This window comes from Streptococcus sp. 1621 (genome assembly GCF_013276615.1).
Taxonomy (GTDB): Bacteria; Bacillota; Bacilli; order Lactobacillales; family Streptococcaceae; genus Streptococcus.
In genome coordinates, this window is sequence record NZ_VMLJ01000016.1 from 23,651 (window position 1) to 43,857 (window position 20,207).

Annotated in this window: 21 protein-coding genes; 18 read left to right on the forward strand and 3 right to left on the reverse strand. The window is 41.5% G+C overall.

Annotation, left to right across the window (positions count from 1 at the left end):
* The first annotated feature begins 31 nt into the window (after positions 1-31).
* Genes miaA through HT697_RS04215 form a run of 5 tightly spaced genes read left to right on the forward strand, consistent with a single transcriptional unit; the run spans position 32 to position 4,483 of the window.
* Positions 32-916, forward strand: coding sequence for a tRNA (adenosine(37)-N6)-dimethylallyltransferase MiaA (gene miaA / locus HT697_RS04195; RefSeq protein ID WP_173262285.1), 885 nt, complete (start codon positions 32-34; stop codon positions 914-916).
* The gene (hflX, locus tag HT697_RS04200) at positions 909-2,147 is read left to right on the forward strand and encodes a GTPase HflX (RefSeq protein WP_173262289.1); all 1,239 of its coding nucleotides are present in this window, start codon (positions 909-911) and stop codon (positions 2,145-2,147) included. Before miaA ends, hflX begins: the two co-directional genes overlap by 8 nt.
* Entirely contained in the window at positions 2,140-2,763 is a 624-nt protein-coding gene (locus HT697_RS04205) for a cystathionine beta-lyase (RefSeq protein WP_164226717.1), read from the forward strand. The genes hflX and HT697_RS04205 overlap by 8 nt, the downstream gene beginning before the upstream one ends.
* Before the next feature lie 14 nt (positions 2,764-2,777).
* Positions 2,778-3,707, forward strand: a complete 930-nt coding sequence (gene rnz / locus HT697_RS04210; protein ID WP_173262291.1) for a ribonuclease Z — start codon at positions 2,778-2,780, stop codon at positions 3,705-3,707.
* A gap of 20 nt (positions 3,708-3,727) precedes the next feature.
* Positions 3,728-4,483, forward strand: a complete 756-nt coding sequence (locus HT697_RS04215) for an SDR family oxidoreductase (RefSeq protein ID WP_173213807.1) — start codon at positions 3,728-3,730, stop codon at positions 4,481-4,483.
* A gap of 53 nt (positions 4,484-4,536) precedes the next feature.
* Here the strand turns inward: HT697_RS04215 and HT697_RS04220 are convergent, their stop codons facing one another.
* Positions 4,537-5,445 (reverse strand): LysR family transcriptional regulator, encoded by a 909-nt coding sequence (locus HT697_RS04220; RefSeq protein WP_001222592.1) that lies wholly within the window; start codon positions 5,443-5,445, stop codon positions 4,537-4,539.
* 102 nt (positions 5,446-5,547) lie between these two features.
* Here HT697_RS04220 and HT697_RS04225 point away from each other — a divergent pair, with 102 nt between their 5' ends.
* From HT697_RS04225 to HT697_RS04235, 3 genes are all read left to right on the forward strand, one after another.
* Complete coding sequence (locus HT697_RS04225; protein WP_001808324.1) at positions 5,548-5,778, forward strand: YqgQ family protein; 231 nt, start codon at positions 5,548-5,550, stop codon at positions 5,776-5,778.
* A complete protein-coding gene (locus HT697_RS04230) occupies positions 5,778-6,158 on the forward strand; it encodes a rhodanese-like domain-containing protein (protein ID WP_173217705.1) in 381 nt (126 codons plus the stop codon). The genes HT697_RS04225 and HT697_RS04230 overlap by 1 nt, the downstream gene beginning before the upstream one ends.
* Before the next feature lie 71 nt (positions 6,159-6,229).
* Positions 6,230-6,457 carry a hypothetical protein gene (locus tag HT697_RS04235; RefSeq protein WP_049524359.1) on the forward strand — a complete coding sequence of 76 codons (228 nt, stop codon included), beginning with the start codon at positions 6,230-6,232 and terminating at the stop codon, positions 6,455-6,457.
* 39 nt (positions 6,458-6,496) lie between these two features.
* Here HT697_RS04235 and HT697_RS04240 read toward each other — a convergent pair whose 3' ends face one another.
* Positions 6,497-7,222, reverse strand: coding sequence for a pseudouridine synthase (locus HT697_RS04240; RefSeq protein WP_173262294.1), 726 nt, complete (start codon positions 7,220-7,222; stop codon positions 6,497-6,499).
* Positions 7,223-7,383: 161 nt separating this feature from the next.
* Here HT697_RS04240 and typA point away from each other — a divergent pair, with 161 nt between their 5' ends.
* The 10 genes from typA (at position 7,384) to lysS (ending at position 19,900) form a co-directional block, all read left to right on the forward strand.
* Positions 7,384-9,225, forward strand: a complete 1,842-nt coding sequence (gene typA, locus HT697_RS04245) for a translational GTPase TypA (protein WP_000164111.1) — start codon at positions 7,384-7,386, stop codon at positions 9,223-9,225.
* A gap of 19 nt (positions 9,226-9,244) precedes the next feature.
* A complete protein-coding gene (locus tag HT697_RS04250; protein ID WP_049512491.1) occupies positions 9,245-9,499 on the forward strand; it encodes a DUF3165 family protein in 255 nt (84 codons plus the stop codon).
* A gap of 413 nt (positions 9,500-9,912) precedes the next feature.
* Positions 9,913-11,934: a bacteriocin-associated integral membrane family protein gene (locus HT697_RS04255; protein ID WP_173217701.1), complete on the forward strand. Its 2,022-nt coding sequence runs from the start codon at positions 9,913-9,915 to the stop codon at positions 11,932-11,934.
* 1 nt (position 11,935) lies between these two features.
* A complete protein-coding gene (locus HT697_RS04260) occupies positions 11,936-12,577 on the forward strand; it encodes an ABC transporter ATP-binding protein (protein ID WP_000571284.1) in 642 nt (213 codons plus the stop codon).
* A 217-nt stretch (positions 12,578-12,794) separates the two neighbouring features.
* The gene (gene murD, locus HT697_RS04265; protein ID WP_173262297.1) at positions 12,795-14,147 is read left to right on the forward strand and encodes a UDP-N-acetylmuramoyl-L-alanine--D-glutamate ligase; all 1,353 of its coding nucleotides are present in this window, start codon (positions 12,795-12,797) and stop codon (positions 14,145-14,147) included.
* A gap of 1 nt (position 14,148) precedes the next feature.
* On the forward strand, positions 14,149-15,207 hold the full coding sequence (locus HT697_RS04270) for a UDP-N-acetylglucosamine--N-acetylmuramyl-(pentapeptide) pyrophosphoryl-undecaprenol N-acetylglucosamine transferase (RefSeq protein WP_173217780.1): 1,059 nt from the start codon (positions 14,149-14,151) through the stop codon (positions 15,205-15,207).
* 9 nt (positions 15,208-15,216) lie between these two features.
* The gene (locus tag HT697_RS04275) at positions 15,217-16,437 is read left to right on the forward strand and encodes a cell division protein FtsQ/DivIB (RefSeq protein WP_173217697.1); all 1,221 of its coding nucleotides are present in this window, start codon (positions 15,217-15,219) and stop codon (positions 16,435-16,437) included.
* 232 nt (positions 16,438-16,669) lie between these two features.
* Positions 16,670-17,371 carry an orotidine-5'-phosphate decarboxylase gene (pyrF, locus tag HT697_RS04280; protein WP_173217695.1) on the forward strand — a complete coding sequence of 234 codons (702 nt, stop codon included), beginning with the start codon at positions 16,670-16,672 and terminating at the stop codon, positions 17,369-17,371.
* Between the two features lie 32 nt (positions 17,372-17,403).
* Positions 17,404-18,036 (forward strand): orotate phosphoribosyltransferase, encoded by a 633-nt coding sequence (pyrE, locus tag HT697_RS04285; protein WP_173262300.1) that lies wholly within the window; start codon positions 17,404-17,406, stop codon positions 18,034-18,036.
* Positions 18,037-18,409: 373 nt separating this feature from the next.
* Positions 18,410-19,900: a lysine--tRNA ligase gene (lysS, locus tag HT697_RS04290; RefSeq protein ID WP_088791010.1), complete on the forward strand. Its 1,491-nt coding sequence runs from the start codon at positions 18,410-18,412 to the stop codon at positions 19,898-19,900.
* 143 nt (positions 19,901-20,043) lie between these two features.
* On the opposite strand, the gene HT697_RS04295 is transcribed toward lysS, so the two are convergent.
* Positions 20,044-20,207 (reverse strand): transposase (locus HT697_RS04295; protein WP_138031773.1); only part of this gene is annotated, 164 nt, incomplete at its 5' end.

The window sequence follows — 20,207 nt, forward strand, 5'->3', positions numbered from 1 at the left end:
CGAAAAAATGGGAATTTTTCAAGGAAAAAAGATGAAAACAAAAATAATTGTGATTGTTGGACCGACTGCTGTTGGAAAAACAGCCCTTGCCATTGAAGTGGCCAAGCGTTTTAATGGCGAAGTGGTTAGTGGAGATAGCCAGCAAGTCTATCGAGGACTTGATATTGGGACGGCTAAGGCTAGTCCAGAAGAGCAGGCAGCTGTTCCTCATCATTTAATCGATGTTAGAGAGGTAACCGAGTCTTACTCGGCTTTTGATTTTGTTTCAGAAGCTAAGATGGCTATTGAGGACATTCACAGTCGTGGCAAGCTAGCTATTATTGCTGGTGGTACTGGACTTTATATCCAGAGCTTGCTAGAAGGTTATCACCTGGGTGGGGAGACTCCCCATGAGGAGATTTTGGACTATCGAGCTAGTTTGGAGCCATATTCAGATGAGGAATTAGCTCATCTTGTGGCGCAAGCGGGCCTTGAGATTCCCCAGTTTAATCGTCGTCGTGCTATGCGTGCCTTGGAAATCGCCCATTTTGGTCGGGATTTGGAAAATCAAGAGACCTTGTATGAACCATTGATTATCTGCTTGGATGATGAACGTAGTCAACTTTATGAGCGTATCAACCATCGAGTCGATTTGATGTTTGAAGCTGGTCTTTTGGATGAGGCTAAGTGGCTTTTTGATCATTACCCTGATGTGCAGGCTGCTAAGGGCATTGGCTACAAGGAACTCTTTCCTTATTTCCGCGGAGAGCAGACCTTGGAGGAAGCTAGTGAGAGTCTCAAACAGGCTACCCGTCGTTTTGCCAAGCGTCAGTTGACCTGGTTCCGTAATCGCATGCAGGTCACCTTTTATCAGATTGGAGAAGCTGGTGTGCAAGACCGCATTTTAAGCCAGATAGAGGAGTTTTTAGATGATTGATACGGAGAAAAAAGAGGAACGGGTTCTGCTGATTGGTGTAGAATTGCAGGGCATGGACAATTTTGACCTCTCCATGGAAGAATTGGCTAGTTTAGCCAAGACGGCAGGGGCAGTCGTTGTAGATAGCTACAGACAAAAACGTGAAAAATATGATTCCAAGACCTTTGTTGGCTCTGGAAAGTTAGAAGAAATTGCGCTCATGGTGGATGCAGAAGAAATTACCACTGTCATTGTCAACAACCGTCTGACTCCACGGCAAAATGTCAATTTAGAAGAAGTTCTGGGTGTTAAGGTCATTGACCGTATGCAGTTGATTTTGGATATCTTTGCCATGCGGGCTCGAAGCCACGAAGGCAAGCTCCAAGTCCACCTAGCTCAGCTCAAATATCTCTTGCCTCGCTTGGTTGGTCAGGGAATTATGCTCAGCCGTCAGGCTGGGGGAATTGGTTCCCGTGGACCTGGTGAAAGTCAGCTGGAGCTGAACCGTCGTAGTGTTCGCAATCAAATCACGGATATTGAGCGCCAGCTCAAGGTGGTTGAGAAAAATCGGGCGACTGTCAGAGAAAAACGTCTGGAGTCTAGCATCTTTAAGATTGGTCTGATTGGTTACACCAATGCAGGGAAGTCAACTATCATGAACACCTTGACCAGTAAGACCCAGTATGAGGCTGACGAGCTCTTTGCGACTCTGGACGCGACGACTAAGAGTATCCATCTGGGGGGCAATCTCCAAGTAACTTTGACAGATACCGTGGGCTTTATACAGGATTTACCTACAGAGTTGGTGTCCAGTTTCAAGTCAACCTTGGAAGAAAGCAAGCATGTAGACCTTCTGATTCATGTTATCGATGCAAGCAATCCTTACCATGAGGAACATGAAAAAACAGTTCTTTCCATCATGAAAGACTTAGACATGGAAGATATTCCTCGCCTGACCCTTTATAATAAAGCGGATTTGGTGGAGGACTTTACACCTACCCAAACACCTTATGCCCTCATTTCTGCCAAGTCTGAGGATAGTCGTGAGAATTTGCAGGCACTATTTTTAGAGAAAATCAAGGATATTTTTGAATCTTTTACTCTGCGCGTGCCTTTTTCAAAGTCCTACAAGATTCATGATTTAGAAAGTGTTGCGATTCTGGAAGAACGTGATTATCAGGAAGACGGCGAAGTGATTAGAGGCTACATTTCCGAGAAAAATAAATGGAGGTTAGAGGAATTTTATGACTGATATTAAAACGTTGGCTCTAAAATATGGGGGCTATACAAGTCTGGATAAGGTCTATCTGGATCAGCTTCTAGCTGGCAAGACAGAGCAGGAGCAGTTGGCACTTATCGCCCCTCCGCCCAGCGTGGTCAATGCTTACTTTGCAGAACTATATCAAAAAAAGAGTCCTCAAGCTGCGACGGATTATTTTGCAGAAGTCAGTCAGGAACTGAATCTCTACAATGCTGAACCTAGTTTCACTCTTGAAAACAAACCTTTTATTCGCCTTAACCTGTCTGGTAAATCCTTTGGTTTTTGCTATGAGAGTGAGGGTCTGGGTCGGATTTTCTCTGAAAATGAAAAGGTAATCTCAGATGACTTGCTTTTTGAAATTGCGCAAATTTTCCCCCATCAACTGGTCTTTGAGGAGTCTGGCAAGATTTACATGAAGGCTGTTGGAGATGAGGAAGTTGTTAGCATGGAGAGTCTAACAGCTTTGACTGATTTGGAAAGCTTGGCTGATGGTCGCAAGCGTCTTAAAGGATACAGCCAAGAGGAGCTATTACAAGAAGCTACTGCTTTTTCTGGCAAGCGCTATTTCCGATCGGAAAACCGCACAGCCATGTTATATATTGATTAATTAGGAAGTATCGAATGGATATTCAATTTTTAGGAACGGGGGCTGGCCAGCCCTCTAAAGCCCGCAACGTTTCAAGTCTCGCCCTGAAACTTTTGGACGAGATTAACGAAGTCTGGCTCTTTGACTGTGGAGAAGGTACGCAAAATCGCATTCTGGAAACCACAATTAGACCACGTAAGGTCAGCAAAATCTTTATCACTCACTTGCATGGAGACCACATTTTTGGTCTGCCAGGTTTCCTTTCTAGCCGTGCCTTTCAGGCCAATGAAGAGCAGACAGATTTGGAAATCTATGGACCGCAAGGGATTAAGTCCTTTGTCTTAACCAGTCTTCGTGTGTCCGGTTCGCGCCTGCCTTACCGTATTCATTTTCATGAGTTTGACCAAGATTCTTTAGGAAAAATCCTTGAAACCGATAAATTCACGGTGTATGCAGAGGAGCTGGATCATACTATTTTCTGTGTTGGCTATCGTGTCATTCAAAAGGACTTGGAAGGAACGCTGGATGCTGAAAAGCTCAAGGCTGCTGGCGTCCCATTTGGCCCACTTTTTGGAAAAATCAAAAACGGTCAGAACGTTGTTCTCGAAGATGGGACTGAAATCAAGGCAGCTGACTATATCTCAGCGCCACGTCCAGGTAAGATTATCACTATTCTTGGTGACACCCGAAAAACTAGTGCCAGTGTGCGTCTGGCTGTTAATGCCGATGTCCTTGTCCATGAATCCACTTATGGCAAGGGTGATGAAAAAATTGCTCGTAACCATGGCCACTCTACTAACATGCAAGCTGCACAAGTAGCGGTAGAAGCAGGTGCCAAACGCCTCTTGCTCAACCATATCAGTGCCCGTTTTCTCTCAAAAGATATCAGCAAACTCAAGAAAGACGCTGCTAGTGTTTTTGAAAATGTCCATGTGGTCAAAGACTTGGAAGAAGTGGAAATCTAAAAGCTTGAGAAAGGATAAGTATGTCTACTATTCTCATTACCGGAGCTAGCGGTGGTCTAGCCCAAGAAATGGTCAAACTCCTGCCCAATGACCAACTCATCTTGCTTGGTCGAAATAAGGAAAAATTAGTCCAAATCTACAGAAATCATCCCTGTGCAGAATTGATTGAAATCGATATTACCGATGATTCAGCCTTAGAAACTCTGGTAACTGACCTCTATCTCCGCTATGGCAAGATTGATGTCTTGATTAACAACGCTGGTTACGGGATTTTTGAGGAATTTGACCAGATTTCCGACCAAGATATTCATCAGATGTTCGAGGTCAATACCTTTGCCCTAATGAATCTGTCTCGTCGCCTTGCGGCTCGAATGAAGGAAAGTCGAAAAGGCCATATCATCAATATTGTTAGCATGGCAGGTTTGATCGCTACTGGCAAGTCTAGTCTCTACTCAGCGACCAAGTTTGCGGCCATTGGTTTTTCAAATGCTCTGCGCCTCGAACTCATGTCCTATGGTGTTTATGTAACGACGGTTAATCCAGGACCAATCCGAACAGGATTTTTTGACCAAGCCGACCCAGATGGTACCTATCTTAAGTCGGTTGAACGCTTCCTGCTAGAGTCAGATGCAGTGGCTAAAAAGATTGTCAAGATTATAGGAAAAAACAAACGAGAACTCAATCTACCGATGTTGTTGAACCTAGCCCATAAGTTTTATACCCTCTTTCCTAAGCTAGCTGATAAGTTGGCAGGGGAGACTTTTAATTATAAGTAAAAAGAACCAATATGCAGGTTGTTGCTAGCCTACATATTGGTTCTTATCATTTATCAACTATCAAACTGGACTTCTTCTAGTAGATAGTCGATAAAGCGTTCGCCCATCTTAGATAGGCTGGTTTTCTCATGCTGGATATAGACCAGTTCAATTGGGTCATCAATATCCAGTGGGATAGAAACGATATTGTCTCCGTTGAGGTTGCTGTTCAAAATCCCTGTCGCAATAGTATAACCATCCAAACCAATCAAGAGATTAAAAAGGGTGGCACGGTCACTGACTACGATGGATTTCTTGTGATGCTCTTGAGAAAGAATTTCTTCTGAAAAGTAGAAGGAGTTGTGAGTTCCTTGGTCATAGCTGAGGTAAGGGAAATTCTCCAAATCAGACAGTTTGACCTTGTCTTTCTTTGCCAGAGGATTGGTCTTGCTGACAAAGATATGGGGCTGGGCTGTGAAGAGATGGTGAGCCAGCAGGTGGTTGTCATCCAGCATTTTGGTTAAAACATCACGGTTGTAGCTGTTTAAGAAGAGGACACCGACCTCACTACGGAAGTTCTTGACGTCGTCGATAATCTCCCAAGTCCGAGTTTCACGAAGGAAGAGCTCGTATTTCTCCATATCACTTTTCTTGAGCAGAGAGACAAAAGCGTTGACTACAAAGGCATAGTGCTGGGAGGAAACGCTAAAGAGTTCGCGGTGGGCGACAGGATTTTTATAGCGTTCTTCCAGAAGCTGAGTTTGCTCGACAACCTGACGGGCATAAGAGAGAAACTCCATCCCATCACGGGTCAAGGTGATACCCTTGGGATTGCGGATAAAGATTTCAATGCCCATTTCATTTTCCAAATCTCTCACGGCATTGGAAAGACTCGGTTGGGTGATAAAGAGCTGTTTGGCTGCCTCATTCATGGAGCCGGTTTCGACGATTTTGATAATATAGTGTAATTGTTGAATTCTCATGTTTTTATTGTACCACACTTGCGTCAGAATCGCCAAAGAAGATAGGAAAATCAGGAGCTTTGTGTAAGTCTCTTCTTGAAAAAAACACAAAATTTTGCTAGAATGAGTCTTATGAAAACATTCTATGATGTGCAGCAATTCCTCAAACGATTTGGTATTATTGTTTACATGGGAAAACGCTTATATGATATTGAGCTGATGAAGTTGGAACTCTCTCGGATTTACGATGCAGGGCTGATGGACAAACTGGATTATCTGGAAGCGGAAGCGGTTCTACGCAGAGAGCACAAGGTAGAATTGGATTATATTGAGAAAAATGGAGAAAAGAACTAATGGTTACTTGGATTTTGTGGGCACTTATACTAGCAATGTTGGCGTGGATGGGCTTTAACTATCTTCGTATTCGCCGTGCGGCTAAAATTGTAGACAATGAGGAGTTTGAAGCCTTGATTCGTACGGGTCAATTGATTGATTTGCGCGACCCAGCAGAATTCCACAGAAAACATATCCTTGGGGCCCGCAATATTCCTTCAAGTCAGTTGAAGACTAGTCTTGCAGCCCTTCGTAAGGATAAACCTGTCCTTCTCTACGAAAACCAACGTGCGCAACGTGTCACAAATGCGACCCTTTACTTGAAAAAACAAGGTTTTTCTGAGATTTATATCCTTTCTTATGGCTTGGATTCTTGGAAAGGGAAAGTGAAGACTAGTTAATATTCTGTAAAAAGTTGATATAGTCGGTCTAATATACTAAATTAATAATCATTTTAAGGAGTTTTTAAAAAATGCAAGAAAAGAAAAAACACTCTCTTGTTTTAGGTATCCTATCTATTGTGCTCGGTTTGCTATTTCCAATTGTAGGTCTGATTTTGGGGATCATAGGATTGGTCTTGGCTTTTTCATACCAAAAAGAATCTGGACTAGACTATAAAACAGAAAAAATTCTCAACATCGTAGGACTTGTGGTTTCTGTACTTAACTGGATTGTAGCCGTCGCAGTATTTTTTAGATAAGCAATAAACAAAAAGCTTTAAACATAAAGCTTTTTTCTTTTATCCACTTTTCTCTAAGTGATTTTTAATGATTTCCAATTCCTCTGGATTCAAAGGACGGTAATGGCCTTCTGTTAGTTCTGTGTCTAATGTAAAATCACCGAATTGAACTCGTTTGAGGGAGGTCACCTTAACACCACCCGAGAGGAACATTTTCTTGACCTGATGAAATTTCCCCTCTGAAATGGTGATGGAGGCTTGGCTGTGGGAAGGACTTGCTGATAGAATCTCTAATCTTGCAGGTTTACAGATAGTGCCATCTAAAAAGACAATTCCCTTTTGAAAGGCTTGGATATGGTCAGGTGTCAGAAGTCCATTAACCTCAACTCGATAAGTCTTATCGACATGATATTGGGGATGGAGGAGCTGAAAGCCTAAGGGACCGTTATCGGTCAAGAGGAGGAGACCAGTTGTATCTCGGTCCAGTCGGCCGACGGCATAGAGCTTGTCAGACTGGATGTCAGGCAGAAGGAGGTCCATGACGGTTGGAAGTTCCTTGTCTTTATTGGCTGTCACGATACCAGTAGGTTTATGAAGCATCAGATAGCTGTGCTCATAGCCTTGAATGATTCGGCCCTGAAAAAGGAGTTCTTGTAGACCTGTATCGATATTCTGTGCTAGGGAGCGGGCTGGGCAACCATTGACGAGAATGTCCCCTTTGAGTAAGGCTTGTTTCATAGCCTTTCGACTGATTTTTTCTTGGGCTAATAAATTATCTAAACGCATACTGTGCCTATCTTATCATAAGTCGCTTGCTTTGAAAAGGCTTGACGTGAAAAGAAAAGCGGAGTGAAAACATTTACACTTGCTTGAATTATGTTATTTACTTGAAATTATGGTATAATCGTTCAGTTAGAAAATAAATTTTGAATATTATAGAGGAAATCATGACAAAATTAAGAGAAGATATCCGTAACATTGCGATTATCGCCCACGTTGACCACGGTAAAACAACCCTCGTTGACGAATTATTGAAACAATCAGAAACGCTTGATGCACGTACTGAATTGGCTGAGCGTGCTATGGACTCAAATGATATCGAAAAAGAGCGTGGAATTACCATTCTTGCTAAAAATACAGCCGTTGCCTATAACGGAACTCGGATCAATATCATGGACACACCAGGACACGCGGACTTCGGTGGAGAAGTTGAGCGTATCATGAAAATGGTTGACGGTGTTGTCTTGGTCGTAGATGCTTACGAAGGAACAATGCCACAGACTCGTTTCGTATTGAAAAAAGCTTTGGAACAAGACCTTGTCCCAATCGTGGTTGTTAACAAAATCGATAAGCCATCAGCTCGTCCAGCAGAAGTAGTGGACGAAGTCTTGGAACTTTTCATCGAGCTTGGTGCAGATGATGACCAGCTTGACTTCCCAGTGGTGTATGCTTCAGCGATCAACGGAACTTCTTCATTGTCAGATGATCCAGCTGACCAAGAAGCTACTATGGCACCAATCTTTGACACGATTATCGACCACATCCCAGCTCCAGTAGATAACTCAGATGAGCCTTTGCAGTTCCAAGTGTCACTTTTGGACTACAACGACTTTGTTGGCCGTATCGGTATCGGTCGTGTCTTCCGTGGTACTGTTAAGGTTGGGGACCAAGTTACCCTTTCTAAACTTGACGGCACAACTAAAAACTTCCGTGTTACAAAACTCTTCGGTTTCTTTGGTTTGGAACGTCGTGAAATCCAAGAAGCCAAAGCAGGTGACTTGATTGCCGTTTCTGGTATGGAAGATATCTTTGTCGGTGAAACCATTACTCCGACAGACGCAGTTGAAGCTCTTCCAATCCTACACATCGATGAGCCAACTCTTCAAATGACTTTCTTGGTTAACAACTCACCATTTGCTGGTAAAGAAGGTAAATGGGTAACTTCTCGTAAGGTGGAAGAACGTTTACAGGCAGAATTGCAAACAGACGTTTCCCTCCGTGTTGACCCAACTGATTCACCAGATAAATGGACTGTTTCAGGACGTGGAGAATTGCACTTGTCAATCCTTATCGAAACAATGCGCCGTGAGGGATATGAACTTCAAGTATCTCGTCCAGAGGTTATCGTAAAAGAAATTGATGGTGTTAAATGTGAGCCATTTGAACGTGTTCAAATCGATACTCCAGAAGAATACCAAGGGTCTGTAATCCAAAGCCTTTCTGAACGTAAGGGTGAAATGTTGGATATGATTTCAACTGGTAATGGTCAAACTCGCTTGGTCTTCCTTGTTCCTGCGCGTGGTTTGATTGGATACTCAACTGAGTTCTTGTCAATGACTCGTGGTTACGGTATCATGAACCATACCTTCGACCAATACTTGCCATTGATTCCAGGCGAAATTGGTGGTCGTCACCGTGGTGCCCTTGTTTCTATCGATGCTGGTAAGGCTACAACTTACTCAATCATGTCTATCGAAGAACGTGGTACGATCTTTGTCAACCCAGGTACTGAGGTTTATGAAGGAATGATTATCGGTGAAAACTCTCGTGAAAATGACTTGACAGTTAACATCACTAAGGCAAAACAAATGACCAACGTCCGTTCAGCTACTAAGGACCAAACAGCTGTTATCAAGACACCTCGTATCTTGACACTTGAAGAGTCTCTTGAGTTCTTGAACGACGATGAGTACATGGAAGTAACGCCTGAGTCTATCCGTTTGCGTAAACAAATCCTTAACAAGGCAGAGCGTGAGAAAGCTAACAAGAAGAAAAAATCAGCTGAATAAGAGCTAGAAAGAGAGAAAGATGGTCTATTTAGTCCTAGGGATTTTACTGCTCCTACTCTATGTATTTGCGACACCAGAAAGCATTAAAGGGACAGTCAATATCGTCGCTATGGTATGTATTTTAGTGGCACTCTTAATTTTGTTGGCTCTATCTTTTCTGAAAATTTTTCAATTACCAACAGAAATATTCCTAGCAATAGCCATGTTAATCCTAGCTTACTTTAGTGTGAGAGACATCACACTCATGCCAGTCAAAAAAAGTAAAAGAAGATAAAAAAGAGAGTTTCGGCTCTCTTTTTTTGGTAGGAATTTTACAATAGTTTGAATTGTTTTTTACTATAACATCATCTCTTTTGCTTGGATAATATGAATGGGAAAAACTGGAATAAAATTCGTTAATGACATCTATTTTTTAGGAAGTTGTAAAACTTCATTACTGATAATATCTTAGTAAAATATGTTGATAGATTAGATAGAAAGTGATATACTTAAGTTATAAGAAACCGATTTCAAAATAAGAAAGGATTAAATTTATACTCAATGAAAANNGGTTTGAAGAGATTTTTGAAGAGTATTGTTGTCTTGGTGCTCAGGGTGTGATGGATTAAACTAGGAAAATAATTCTAAGAATTTATAAAAGATAAAATCTTTTTCTATAGGGTTATTCTCTTATACAAGGAGTCTACTATGAAGAAACTATTCATATTATTATCAACTTTTTTTCTCAGCTTCTTCCTTGCTTGGATTATTGTCTTACGTGCGCCACAATATTTATATGCAAGCTATGATTCCGTTTCCTTACTTCGTGTCAAAAAAGAGGCTCAGGAACCGACTCGTGAGGTATTTGAACAGGAATTGGAGAATTTTGTAAACTCAGAACAGAGTTTAATAGCTAGAAGAATTGTAGAGCCGAGTAAGGATGGGACGACTCACTTTACTTATGCAACTTATGGTCAGGGAACTTTACCAAAAGAATTCCAAGAAGCTAGTCAAGAAAGTCGTGAACGTAGTGATCCGCTAAATAGTTATCTCCTTTTGTCAGGCTCCTTGACGAAAGAAAAGCTTGCCGATAAATTAGGAGATTTGGGTTATAAAGCAATTGCTGACCGAAAGACACCTCCCTATTCTCTTGCTTTTCGAATGTTACTAAATCCCCTTATTTTAATTAGTTTAGCAATATTTGGCTTATCTTTCTTTGCTTTAGTGATTATCACTCGGATTAAGGAAATGAGAGCAGCAGGTATAAAACTCTTTTCTGGTCAGACTCTCTTATCCATTATGGGGCATTCTTTATCTACTGATATTAAGTGGCTCCTTCTATCAGCCCTCCTTTCCTTCCTAGGTGGGGGAGTCGTTCTTTTTAGTCAAGGTTTGTTTTATCCTATCTTGTTAGCCACCTATGGTTTTGGGATTAGTTTCTATCTGTTGTTTTTATTGGGTATTTCAATTTTACTAATGCTTCTTTATCTAATGAGTTTGAGTTACAAAGCATTAGTTCCCGTTATTAAGGGAAGATTACCCCTCAAACGCTTGATGATTTTAACCCTATTGTGTCAGTTGGTTGCTGTCTTTACAGTGGGCTACGCTGTTAAGACAGGTTTGACGTCTTACCAACGATTGAAAGAACTTGAAATTTCAAAACAAGCATGGCATGACAGAGTAGACTATTATCAAATTTCTTTTGGCTTAGGTGACAGAGTAAATGATACAGAAAATCAGAATAAGTGGTATGCCTTTGCCAAGGAAGCAATCGAAGAAGAACAGGCTCTATTTGTAAAAGATAATCTCATTCATTTTGCAAATCCTCAAGGAAAAAATGAAAACGGAGAGACACTGGATACCTATAGTCCAGATGCTAATGTTCTCTATGTCAGTCCAAGTTATTTAGACAAGGAAAATGTGGCTGTAAATGATGAGACTAGACAGAAACTAGCTCATCTTCAAAAAGGGGAATTTGGACTCTTATTACCAGAATCTCTTCGTTCACAGGAAGCAGAACTTAAGAAAGTTTTTGAAGAACGTTTGAACTATTACGGAAAATCAAGTGAGGAGGCAAGTGCTCCTTTAGAGTATGAAATGAGAGCGATTGTTAGCTATCTTCCAACTGGAGAAAAGCGATTTGTTTATAATAACGGTGAAAGCCCAGTATCCATTCAGTACTTAACCGATCCGATTTTAGTTGTATTTACTCCAACATCTACAGGTGATAGTTTCATTTCAAAATATGTTTGGTCTATCAATGCTGGAAAACAACTCTTTATCAAAGGATATGAGAGTGGGCTAGAACTCTTGAAGAAAGCTGGAATTTATGAGCAAGTATCCTATCTTAAAGAAGGAAGAAGTGTTTATCTAACTCGTTATAATGAAGTGCAAACTGAAACAGCAACTTTAATCCTAGGAGCTATTGTGGGGATAGCTAGTTCCTTGTTACTCTTTTATTCTGTCAATCTTCTATATTTCGAGCAATTCCGTCGAGATATCTTGATTAAACGAATTTCAGGTTTACGATTTTTTGAAACACATGCTCAGTATATGGTTAGCCAATTTGCCAGTTTTGTATTTGGTGCTAGTTTCTTTATTTTAAGCAGTCGAGACTTGGTGATTGGCTTGCTCACTTTATTAGTCTTTCTAGCTAGTGCAGTTTTGACGCTTTACCGTCAAGCTCATAAAGAATCGCGTGTTTCTATGACAATTATGAAAGGAAAATAGGATGATTGAACTAAAGAATATATCTAAAAAATTTGGAAGCCGTCAGCTATTTTCAGATACGAATCTTCATTTTGAAGGTGGGAAAATTTATGCCTTAATTGGTACAAGTGGCTGTGGTAAGACAACACTCTTGAATATGATTGGACGATTAGAGCCATATGACAAAGGACAAATCATCTATGATGGCACTTCTCTTAAAGACATCAAGCCTTCTGTTTTCTTTAGAGATTACTTAGGATACCTATTTCAAGATTTTGGCTTAATTGAAAGCCAAACCGTCAAAGAGAATCTCAATCTGGGTTTAGTTGGTAAAAAGTTGAAAGAGAAAGAGAAAATCTCTTTGATGAAACAAGCTCTAAACCGTGTAAACCTCTCTTATTTGGATTTAAAGCAACCTATCTTTGAATTATCAGGAGGAGAAGCACAACGTGTTGCACTAGCGAAGATAATTTTAAAGGATCCACCTTTGATCCTGGCAGATGAACCAACCGCTTCGCTAGACCCCAAAAACTCTGAGGAATTACTTTCTATCCTAGAATCTTTAAAAAATCCGAATCGAACCATTATTATTGCGACCCACAATCCTCTGATTTGGGAGCAAGTGGATCAAGTTATTCGAGTTACCGATTTATCAAATAGATGATATGGTAAGATTCATACTCAATGAAAATCAAAAAGCAAACTAGGAAGCTAGCCGCANNACGAAGTCAGTAACCATATATACGGCAAGGCGAAGCTGACGTGGTTTGAAGAGATTTTCGAAGAGTATCAGTTAGAAGAAAGAGTCACAAACACACTTTGTGGCTTTTTTATTTCCATAAAAATGGTAAAATAGTAGGAGTAGAAATGGAGTTCGAGACATGAAAGTAATAGATCAATTTAAAAATAAGAAAGTCCTTGTTTTAGGTTTGGCCAAGTCTGGTGAATCTGCAGCTCGTTTGTTGGATAAGCTGGGTGCCATTGTGACAGTAAATGACGGGAAACCTTTTGAGGACAATCCAGCTGCCCAAAGTTTGCTGGAAGAAGGGATCAAGGTCATCACAGGCGGTCATCCTTTGGAACTCTTGGATGAAGAGTTTGCCCTTATGGTGAAAAATCCAGGTATCCCCTACAGCAATCCCATGATTGAAAAGGCTTTGGCCAAGGGAATTCCAGTCTTGACTGAGGTAGAATTGGCTTACTTGATTTCAGAAGCGCCAATTATCGGTATCACAGGTTCAAATGGTAAAACAACCACAACGACTATGATTGGGGAAGTTTTGACTGCTGCTGGTCAACATGGTCTTTTATCAGGGAATATCGGCTATCCAGCTAGTCAAGTGGCCCAAACTGCGTCAGATGAGGACACTCTTGTTATGGAACTTTCTTCTTTCCAACTCATGGGTGTGCAAGAATTCCATCCTGAGATTGCGGTTATTACCAACCTCATGCCAACTCATATCGACTACCACGGTTCTTTTGAGGAATATGTAGCAGCCAAGCGGAATATCCAGAACAAGATGACAGCAGCTGATTTCCTTGTTTTGAACTTTAACCAAGACTTGGCAAAAGAATTGGCAAGAAAAACACAAGCTACAGTTGTACCATTCTCAACACTTGAAAAGGTTGATGGAGCTTATTTGGAAGATGGTCAACTCTACTTCCGTGGGGAAGTGGTCATGGCAGCGAATGAAATCGGAGTTCCAGGTAGTCACAATGTGGAAAATGCCCTTGCGACTATTGCTGTAGCTAAGCTTCGTGGTGTAGATAACCAGATCATCAAAGAAACTCTTTCAGCCTTTGGTGGTGTCAAACACCGTCTCCAATTTGTGGATGAAATCAAGGGTGTCAAATTCTATAATGATAGTAAATCAACCAATATCTTGGCTACCCAAAAAGCCTTGTCAGGATTTGACAACAGCAAGGTCATCTTGATTGCAGGTGGTTTGGACCGTGGCAATGAGTTTGACGAATTGGTTCCAGACATTACTGGACTCAAGAAGATGGTCATTCTCGGTCAGTCTGCAGAACGTGTTAAACGGGCAGCAGACAAGGCTGGTGTGGCATATGTGGATGCGACTGACATTGCAGATGCGACCCGCAAATCCTATGAACTTGCGACTCAAGGAGATGTGGTTCTTCTCAGTCCTGCCAATGCCAGCTGGGATATGTATGCTAACTTTGAAGTACGTGGCGACCTCTTTATCGACACAGTAGCGGAGTTAAATGAATAATATGAAAAAAATTGTCTTTACAGGTGGGGGGACGGTGGGACACGTTACTCTCAACCTTTTGTTGATGCCCAAGTTCATCGAAGATGGATGGGAAGTCCACTATATCGGAGATAAACGTGGCATCGAACACCAAGAAATCCTCAAGTCGGGTCTAGATGTCACCTTCCATTCCATTGCGACTGGGAAATTGCGTCGTTATTTCTCTTGGCAAAATATGCTGGATATCTTTAAAGTTGGGTGGGGAATTGTCCAATCGCTCTTTATCATGTTACGAATTCGTCCACAGGCTCTTTTTTCAAAGGGGGGCTTTGTCTCAGTACCGCCTGTTATCGCTGCGCGTGTGTCAGGAGTGCCTGTCTTTATTCACGAATCTGACCTGTCTATGGGCTTGGCCAATAAAATCGCTTATAAATTTGCGACCAAGATGTATTCAACCTTTGAGCAAGCTTCAAGTTTGTCTAAGGTTGAGCATGTGGGAGCAGTGACCAAGGTTTCAGACCAAAAAAATCCAGAACCAGATGAATTGGTGGATATCCAAACCCACTTTAATCAAAAATTGCCAACTGTATTGTTTGTCGGTGGTTCTGCAGGCGCTCGTGTCTTTAACCAATTGGTGACAGACCATAAGAAAGAGCTGACAGAGCGCTACAATATTATCAATCTAACTGGAGATTCTAGCCTGAACGAGTTGAGCCAAAATCTTTTTCGTGTTGACTATGTGACCAATCTCTATCAACCTTTGATGGAATTGGCTGATATTGTTGTGACACGAGGTGGTGCCAATACGATTTTTGAGCTCTTGGCCATGGCAAAATTGCATGTTATTGTGCCGCTTGGTCGTGAAGCTAGTCGTGGAGACCAGATTGAGAACGCAGCTTACTTTGTTAAGAAAGGCTATGCAGAAGAGCTTCAAGAAAGTGATTTGACCTTGGATAGTTTGGAAGAGAAGCTGTCTCACTTACTAAGCCACAAGGAAGACTACCAAGCTAAGATGAAGGCTTCTAAGGAATTGAAATCTCTAGCAGATTTTTATCAATTGTTGAAAAAAGATTTATCATAAGGAAAGTAAATGTCAAAAGATAAGAAAAATGAGGGCAAAGAAATCCTCGAAGAATTTAAAGAGTTATCAGAATGGCAGAAACGAAACCAAGAATATCTAAAAAAGAAGGCTGAAGAAGAGGCGGCTCTAGCTGAGGAGAAAGAAAAGGAAAGACAAGCTCGAATGGGAGAAAAATCCGAGAAGTCAGAGGACAAGGAGGGCTCGGAGAGTGAAGCGGACCCAGAAGATGAAGAATCAGCTAAGGAAAAGTCTGAAGAAAAAGTAGAAGCCCCAGAGGGTGACAAAAAGGAAGAAGAGATAGAAGAATCAGGGTCTAAAGAGAAGGAGGAACAGGATAAAAATCTTGCTAAAAAGGCTCCAAAGGAAAAAGCAGCCAAAGCAAAGATTCCTGGCCTCCATATCTTGCGAGCTCTAACGATTTTATTTCCAAGTCTGCTTTTATTGATTGTCTCTGCCTACCTACTAAGTCCTTATGCGACCATGAAGGATATCCGTGTTGAGGGAACGATGCACACTACGGCTGATGATATCCGACAGGCTTCAGGCATTCAGGATTCGGATTATACGATTAACCTTCTGCTAGACAAGGCAAAATATGAAGAGCGGATCAAGTCTAATTATTGGGTTGAATCAGCTCAACTTGTCTATCAATTTCCAACCAAGTTTACTATCAAGGTTAAAGAATACGATATTGTGGCCTACTATGTTTCTGGTGAAAATCATTATCCTATTCTTTCCAGCGGTCAGCTTGAGACTAGTTCTGTGAGCTTGGTCAGTTTGCCAGAAACTTATATATCAGTTCTCTTTAATGATAGCGAACAAATCAAGGCTTTTGTCTCAGAACTTGCTCAAATTAGCCCAGAACTCAAGGCAGCTATCCAAAAGGTGGAACTAGCTCCCAGCAAGGTGACTTCCGATTTAATTCGATTGACCATGAATGATTCGGACGAAGTCTTGGTTCCCTTGTCTGAAATGAGCAAGAAATTGCCTTATTACAGCAAGATTAAGCCACAATTGTCAGAACCGAGTGTGATTGACATGGAAGCTGGAATTTACAGCTACACTGTAGCGGATAAATTAATTATGGAAGCTGAGGAAAAGGCCAAACAAGAGGCTAAGGAAGCCGAGAAAAAACAGGAAGAAGAACGTAAACGTTTAGAAGAAGAACAGAAAAAACAAGAGGAAGAGAGCAATCGAAACCAAACGACCCAGCGCTCATCGCGTCGCTAGGTTTACCTTTTCTTTCATAGCTCTTTAGTTGCCATGTTTTTACTTGACAAGTGCTAGTAGAAATAATAGAATAGTAAAAAACCTTTAAAGCAGTCCAGAGAGGCAGCTAAGGTTAGACGGTGAAAGGGTGGAGACTACCCATTTTTCGTGGAACCTTGCTGTTGGCAGGTTCCTTTTTTCGTGGCTTCTTGTGGCCAGACTCTCTCACTAGCAAAGGTAAAAGGAGAAACCTATGCGAGAACATCGTCCAGTCATTGCTCTTGATTTTCCTAGTTTTGAGGCGGTCAAGGAATTTTTAGCTCTTTTCCCAGCAGAAGAAAGCCTTTATCTCAAGGTAGGGATGGAGCTTTATTACGCAACGGGTCCTGAGATTGTATCTTACTTGAAAGGTCTGGGTCATAGTGTCTTTTTGGATCTCAAGCTTCATGACATTCCCAATACAGTCAAGTCAGCTATGAAGGTCTTGTCTCAGCTTGGTGTGGATATGACCAATGTTCATGCTGCTGGCGGTGTAGAGATGATGAAGGCTGCGCGTGAAGGTCTTGGAAGTCAAGCAAAATTGATAGCTGTAACGCAGCTCACATCAACGTCAGAAGCCCAGATGCAGGAGTTTCAAAATATCCAAACCAGTCTGCAAGAGTCTGTCATTCATTATGCTAAGAAGACAGCTGAAGCGGGATTAGATGGTGTCGTTTGCTCGGCTCAGGAAGTGGAAGTCATCAAGCAGGCTACCAATCCAGATTTTATCTGTCTGACACCAGGGATTCGTCCAGCTGGTGTTGCAGTTGGAGATCAAAAACGAGTCATGACACCTGCTAATGCCTATCAAATCGGTAGTGACTATATCGTAGTGGGACGTCCCATTACCCAAGCTGAGGATCCTGTTGCAGCTTATCATGCCATCAAGGATGAATGGACACAGGACTGGAATTAAAGAATAGATTATAAAAATAAAAGGAGAATACCATGATACTTGCTAAAGATATCGCTAGCCACCTCTTGAAAATTCAAGCCGTTTACCTCAAACCAGAGGAGCCTTTCACTTGGGCATCTGGTATCAAGTCGCCGATTTACACAGATAACCGTGTAAGTCTTGCCTATCCAGAAACTCGTACCCTAATTGAAAATGGCTTTGTGGAAGCTATCAAAGAAGCCTTTCCAGAGGTAGAAGTCATTGCAGGAACTGCAACAGCAGGGATTCCACACGGAGCTATTATTGCTGACAAGATGAATCTGCCATTTGCCTACATCCGTAGCAAACCAAAAGACCACGGTGCTGGTAATCAAATCGAAGGTCGCATAGCTCAAGGTCAAAAAATGGTAGTAGTTGAAGACCTTATTTCAACAGGTGGTTCTGTTCTTGAAGCAGTAGCAGCAGCCAAGCGAGAAGGAGCAGATGTACTTGGAGTTGTAGCGATTTTTAGTTACCAATTGCCAAAAGCAGATCAGAACTTCTCAGATGCAGGTGTCAAACTTGTGACGCTTTCTAACTACAGTGAACTCATCCATCTAGCCCAAGAAGAAGGCTATATCACACCAGAAGGACTCGATCTTCTAAAACGCTTTAAAGAAGACCAAGAAACTTGGCAAGAGGTGTAAAAAATCAAAAGACTAAAAGGTTAAAAATTATACTATTCTGTCATATCAGGTATATGGATGACAAGATTCAAGTTGTTAATGTTTTTTACGTCAATTGTTTCAGTTTTAGATTTGCTTAGCTTGCTCTTATATAAAAAGTAGCACACGTCATGAAAGTTACAAGGATTAAAGTATAATCCATAAACATGGTCAGATTTCCTTTTCTGAGATTTTGGAATTTCTTGCTTATCCCAGTCTTTTCAGTGATTTTAGCGCCAAGTTCTTTTTAGTTTTGAAAGATTATCCGTGAATTTCTTGGTTATTTATGATAAAATGGGAGTATCGCAAAAAATGACTCATCGTATTCAATTTTGAGTAAAACTAGGAGGATCCCATGTCTACAGAACATATGGAAGAACTAAATGACCAGCAGATCGTTCGCCGTGAAAAAATGGCTGCGCTCCGTGAACAAGGAATCGATCCCTTTGGAAAACGCTTTGAACGTACTGCAAATTCACAAGAATTAAAAGATAAATTTGCTGACCTCGATAAAGAACAATTACATGATAAAAACGAAACAGCTACTATCGCAGGACGCTTGGTAACCAAACGTGGTAAAGGTAAAGTAGGTTTTGCCCACCTTCAAGACCGTGAAGGTCAAATCCAGATCTACGTTCGTAAGGATGCTGTCGGTGAAGAAAACTACGAAATCTTCAAAAAAGCAGACCTTGGTGACTTCCTTGGTGTCGAAGGTGAAGTGATGCGTACGGATATGGGAGAACTCTCTATCAAGGCTACTCACATCACACACTTGTCTAAGGCTCTTCGTCCTCTACCAGAGAAATTCCATGGTTTGACAGACGTTGAAACAATTTACCGTAAACGTTACCTTGACTTGATTTCTAACCGTGAAAGCTTTGAACGCTTTGTCACTCGTTCAAAAATCATCTCTGAAATCCGTCGTTACCTTGACCAAAAAGGTTTCCTTGAAGTGGAAACACCTGTTCTTCATAACGAAGCCGGTGGTGCTTCTGCCCGTCCATTTATCACCCACCACAATGCCCAAAACATTGACATGGTACTTCGTATCGCGACTGAGCTTCACTTGAAACGCCTTATCGTGGGTGGTATGGAACGCGTCTATGAAATTGGCCGTATCTTCCGTAACGAAGGAATGGATGCTACTCACAACCCTGAATTTACTTCTATCGAAGTTTACCAAGCTTATGCAGACTTCCAAGACATCATGGACTTGACGGAAGGCATTATCCAACATGCTGCTAAAGCTGTTAAAGGTGATGGTCCAGTCAACTATCAAGGTACTGAAATCAAGATCAACGAACCATTTAAACGTGTTCACATGGTGGATGCTATCAAAGAAATTACTGGTGTCGATTTCTGGCAAGACATGACTTTGGAAGAAGCTAAAGCTATCGCTGCTGAGAAGAAAGTTCCAGTTGAGAAACACTACACTGAAGTTGGTCACATCATCAATGCCTTCTTTGAAGAGTTTGTTGAAGAAACCTTGATCCAACCAACCTTTGTCTATGGACATCCAGTAGCTGTATCTCCACTCGCGAAGAAAAATCCTGAAGACCAACGCTTTACTGACCGTTTCGAGCTCTTCATCATGACTAAGGAGTACGGTAATGCCTTTACTGAGCTCAACGACCCAATCGACCAACTTAGCCGTTTTGAAGCCCAAGCTAAAGCCAAAGAACTTGGTGATGATGAAGCGACAGGAATCGACTATGACTACATCGAGGCTCTTGAATACGGTATGCCACCAACAGGTGGTTTGGGAATCGGTATCGACCGTCTCTGCATGCTCCTCACTGATACAACTACTATCCGTGATGTATTGCTCTTCCCAACAATGAAATAAGCTCTTATCCTCTGGTACTTGCCAGGGGATTTTTTTGCCTCTTTGTCAACTGTAGTGGGTTGAAGAAAAGCTAAGCTCGAGAAAGGACAAATTTCGTCCTTTCTTTTTTGGCTCTTTGTCAACTGTAGTGGGTTGAAGAAAAGCTAAGCTCGAGAAAGGACAAATTTCGTCCTTTCTTTTTTGATATTCAGAGCGATAAAAATCCGTTTTTTGAAGTTTTCAAAGTTCCGAAATCCAAAGGCATTGCGCTTGATAAGTTTGATGAGATTATTGGTGGCTTCCAGTTTGGCGTTGGAATAGGGTAGTT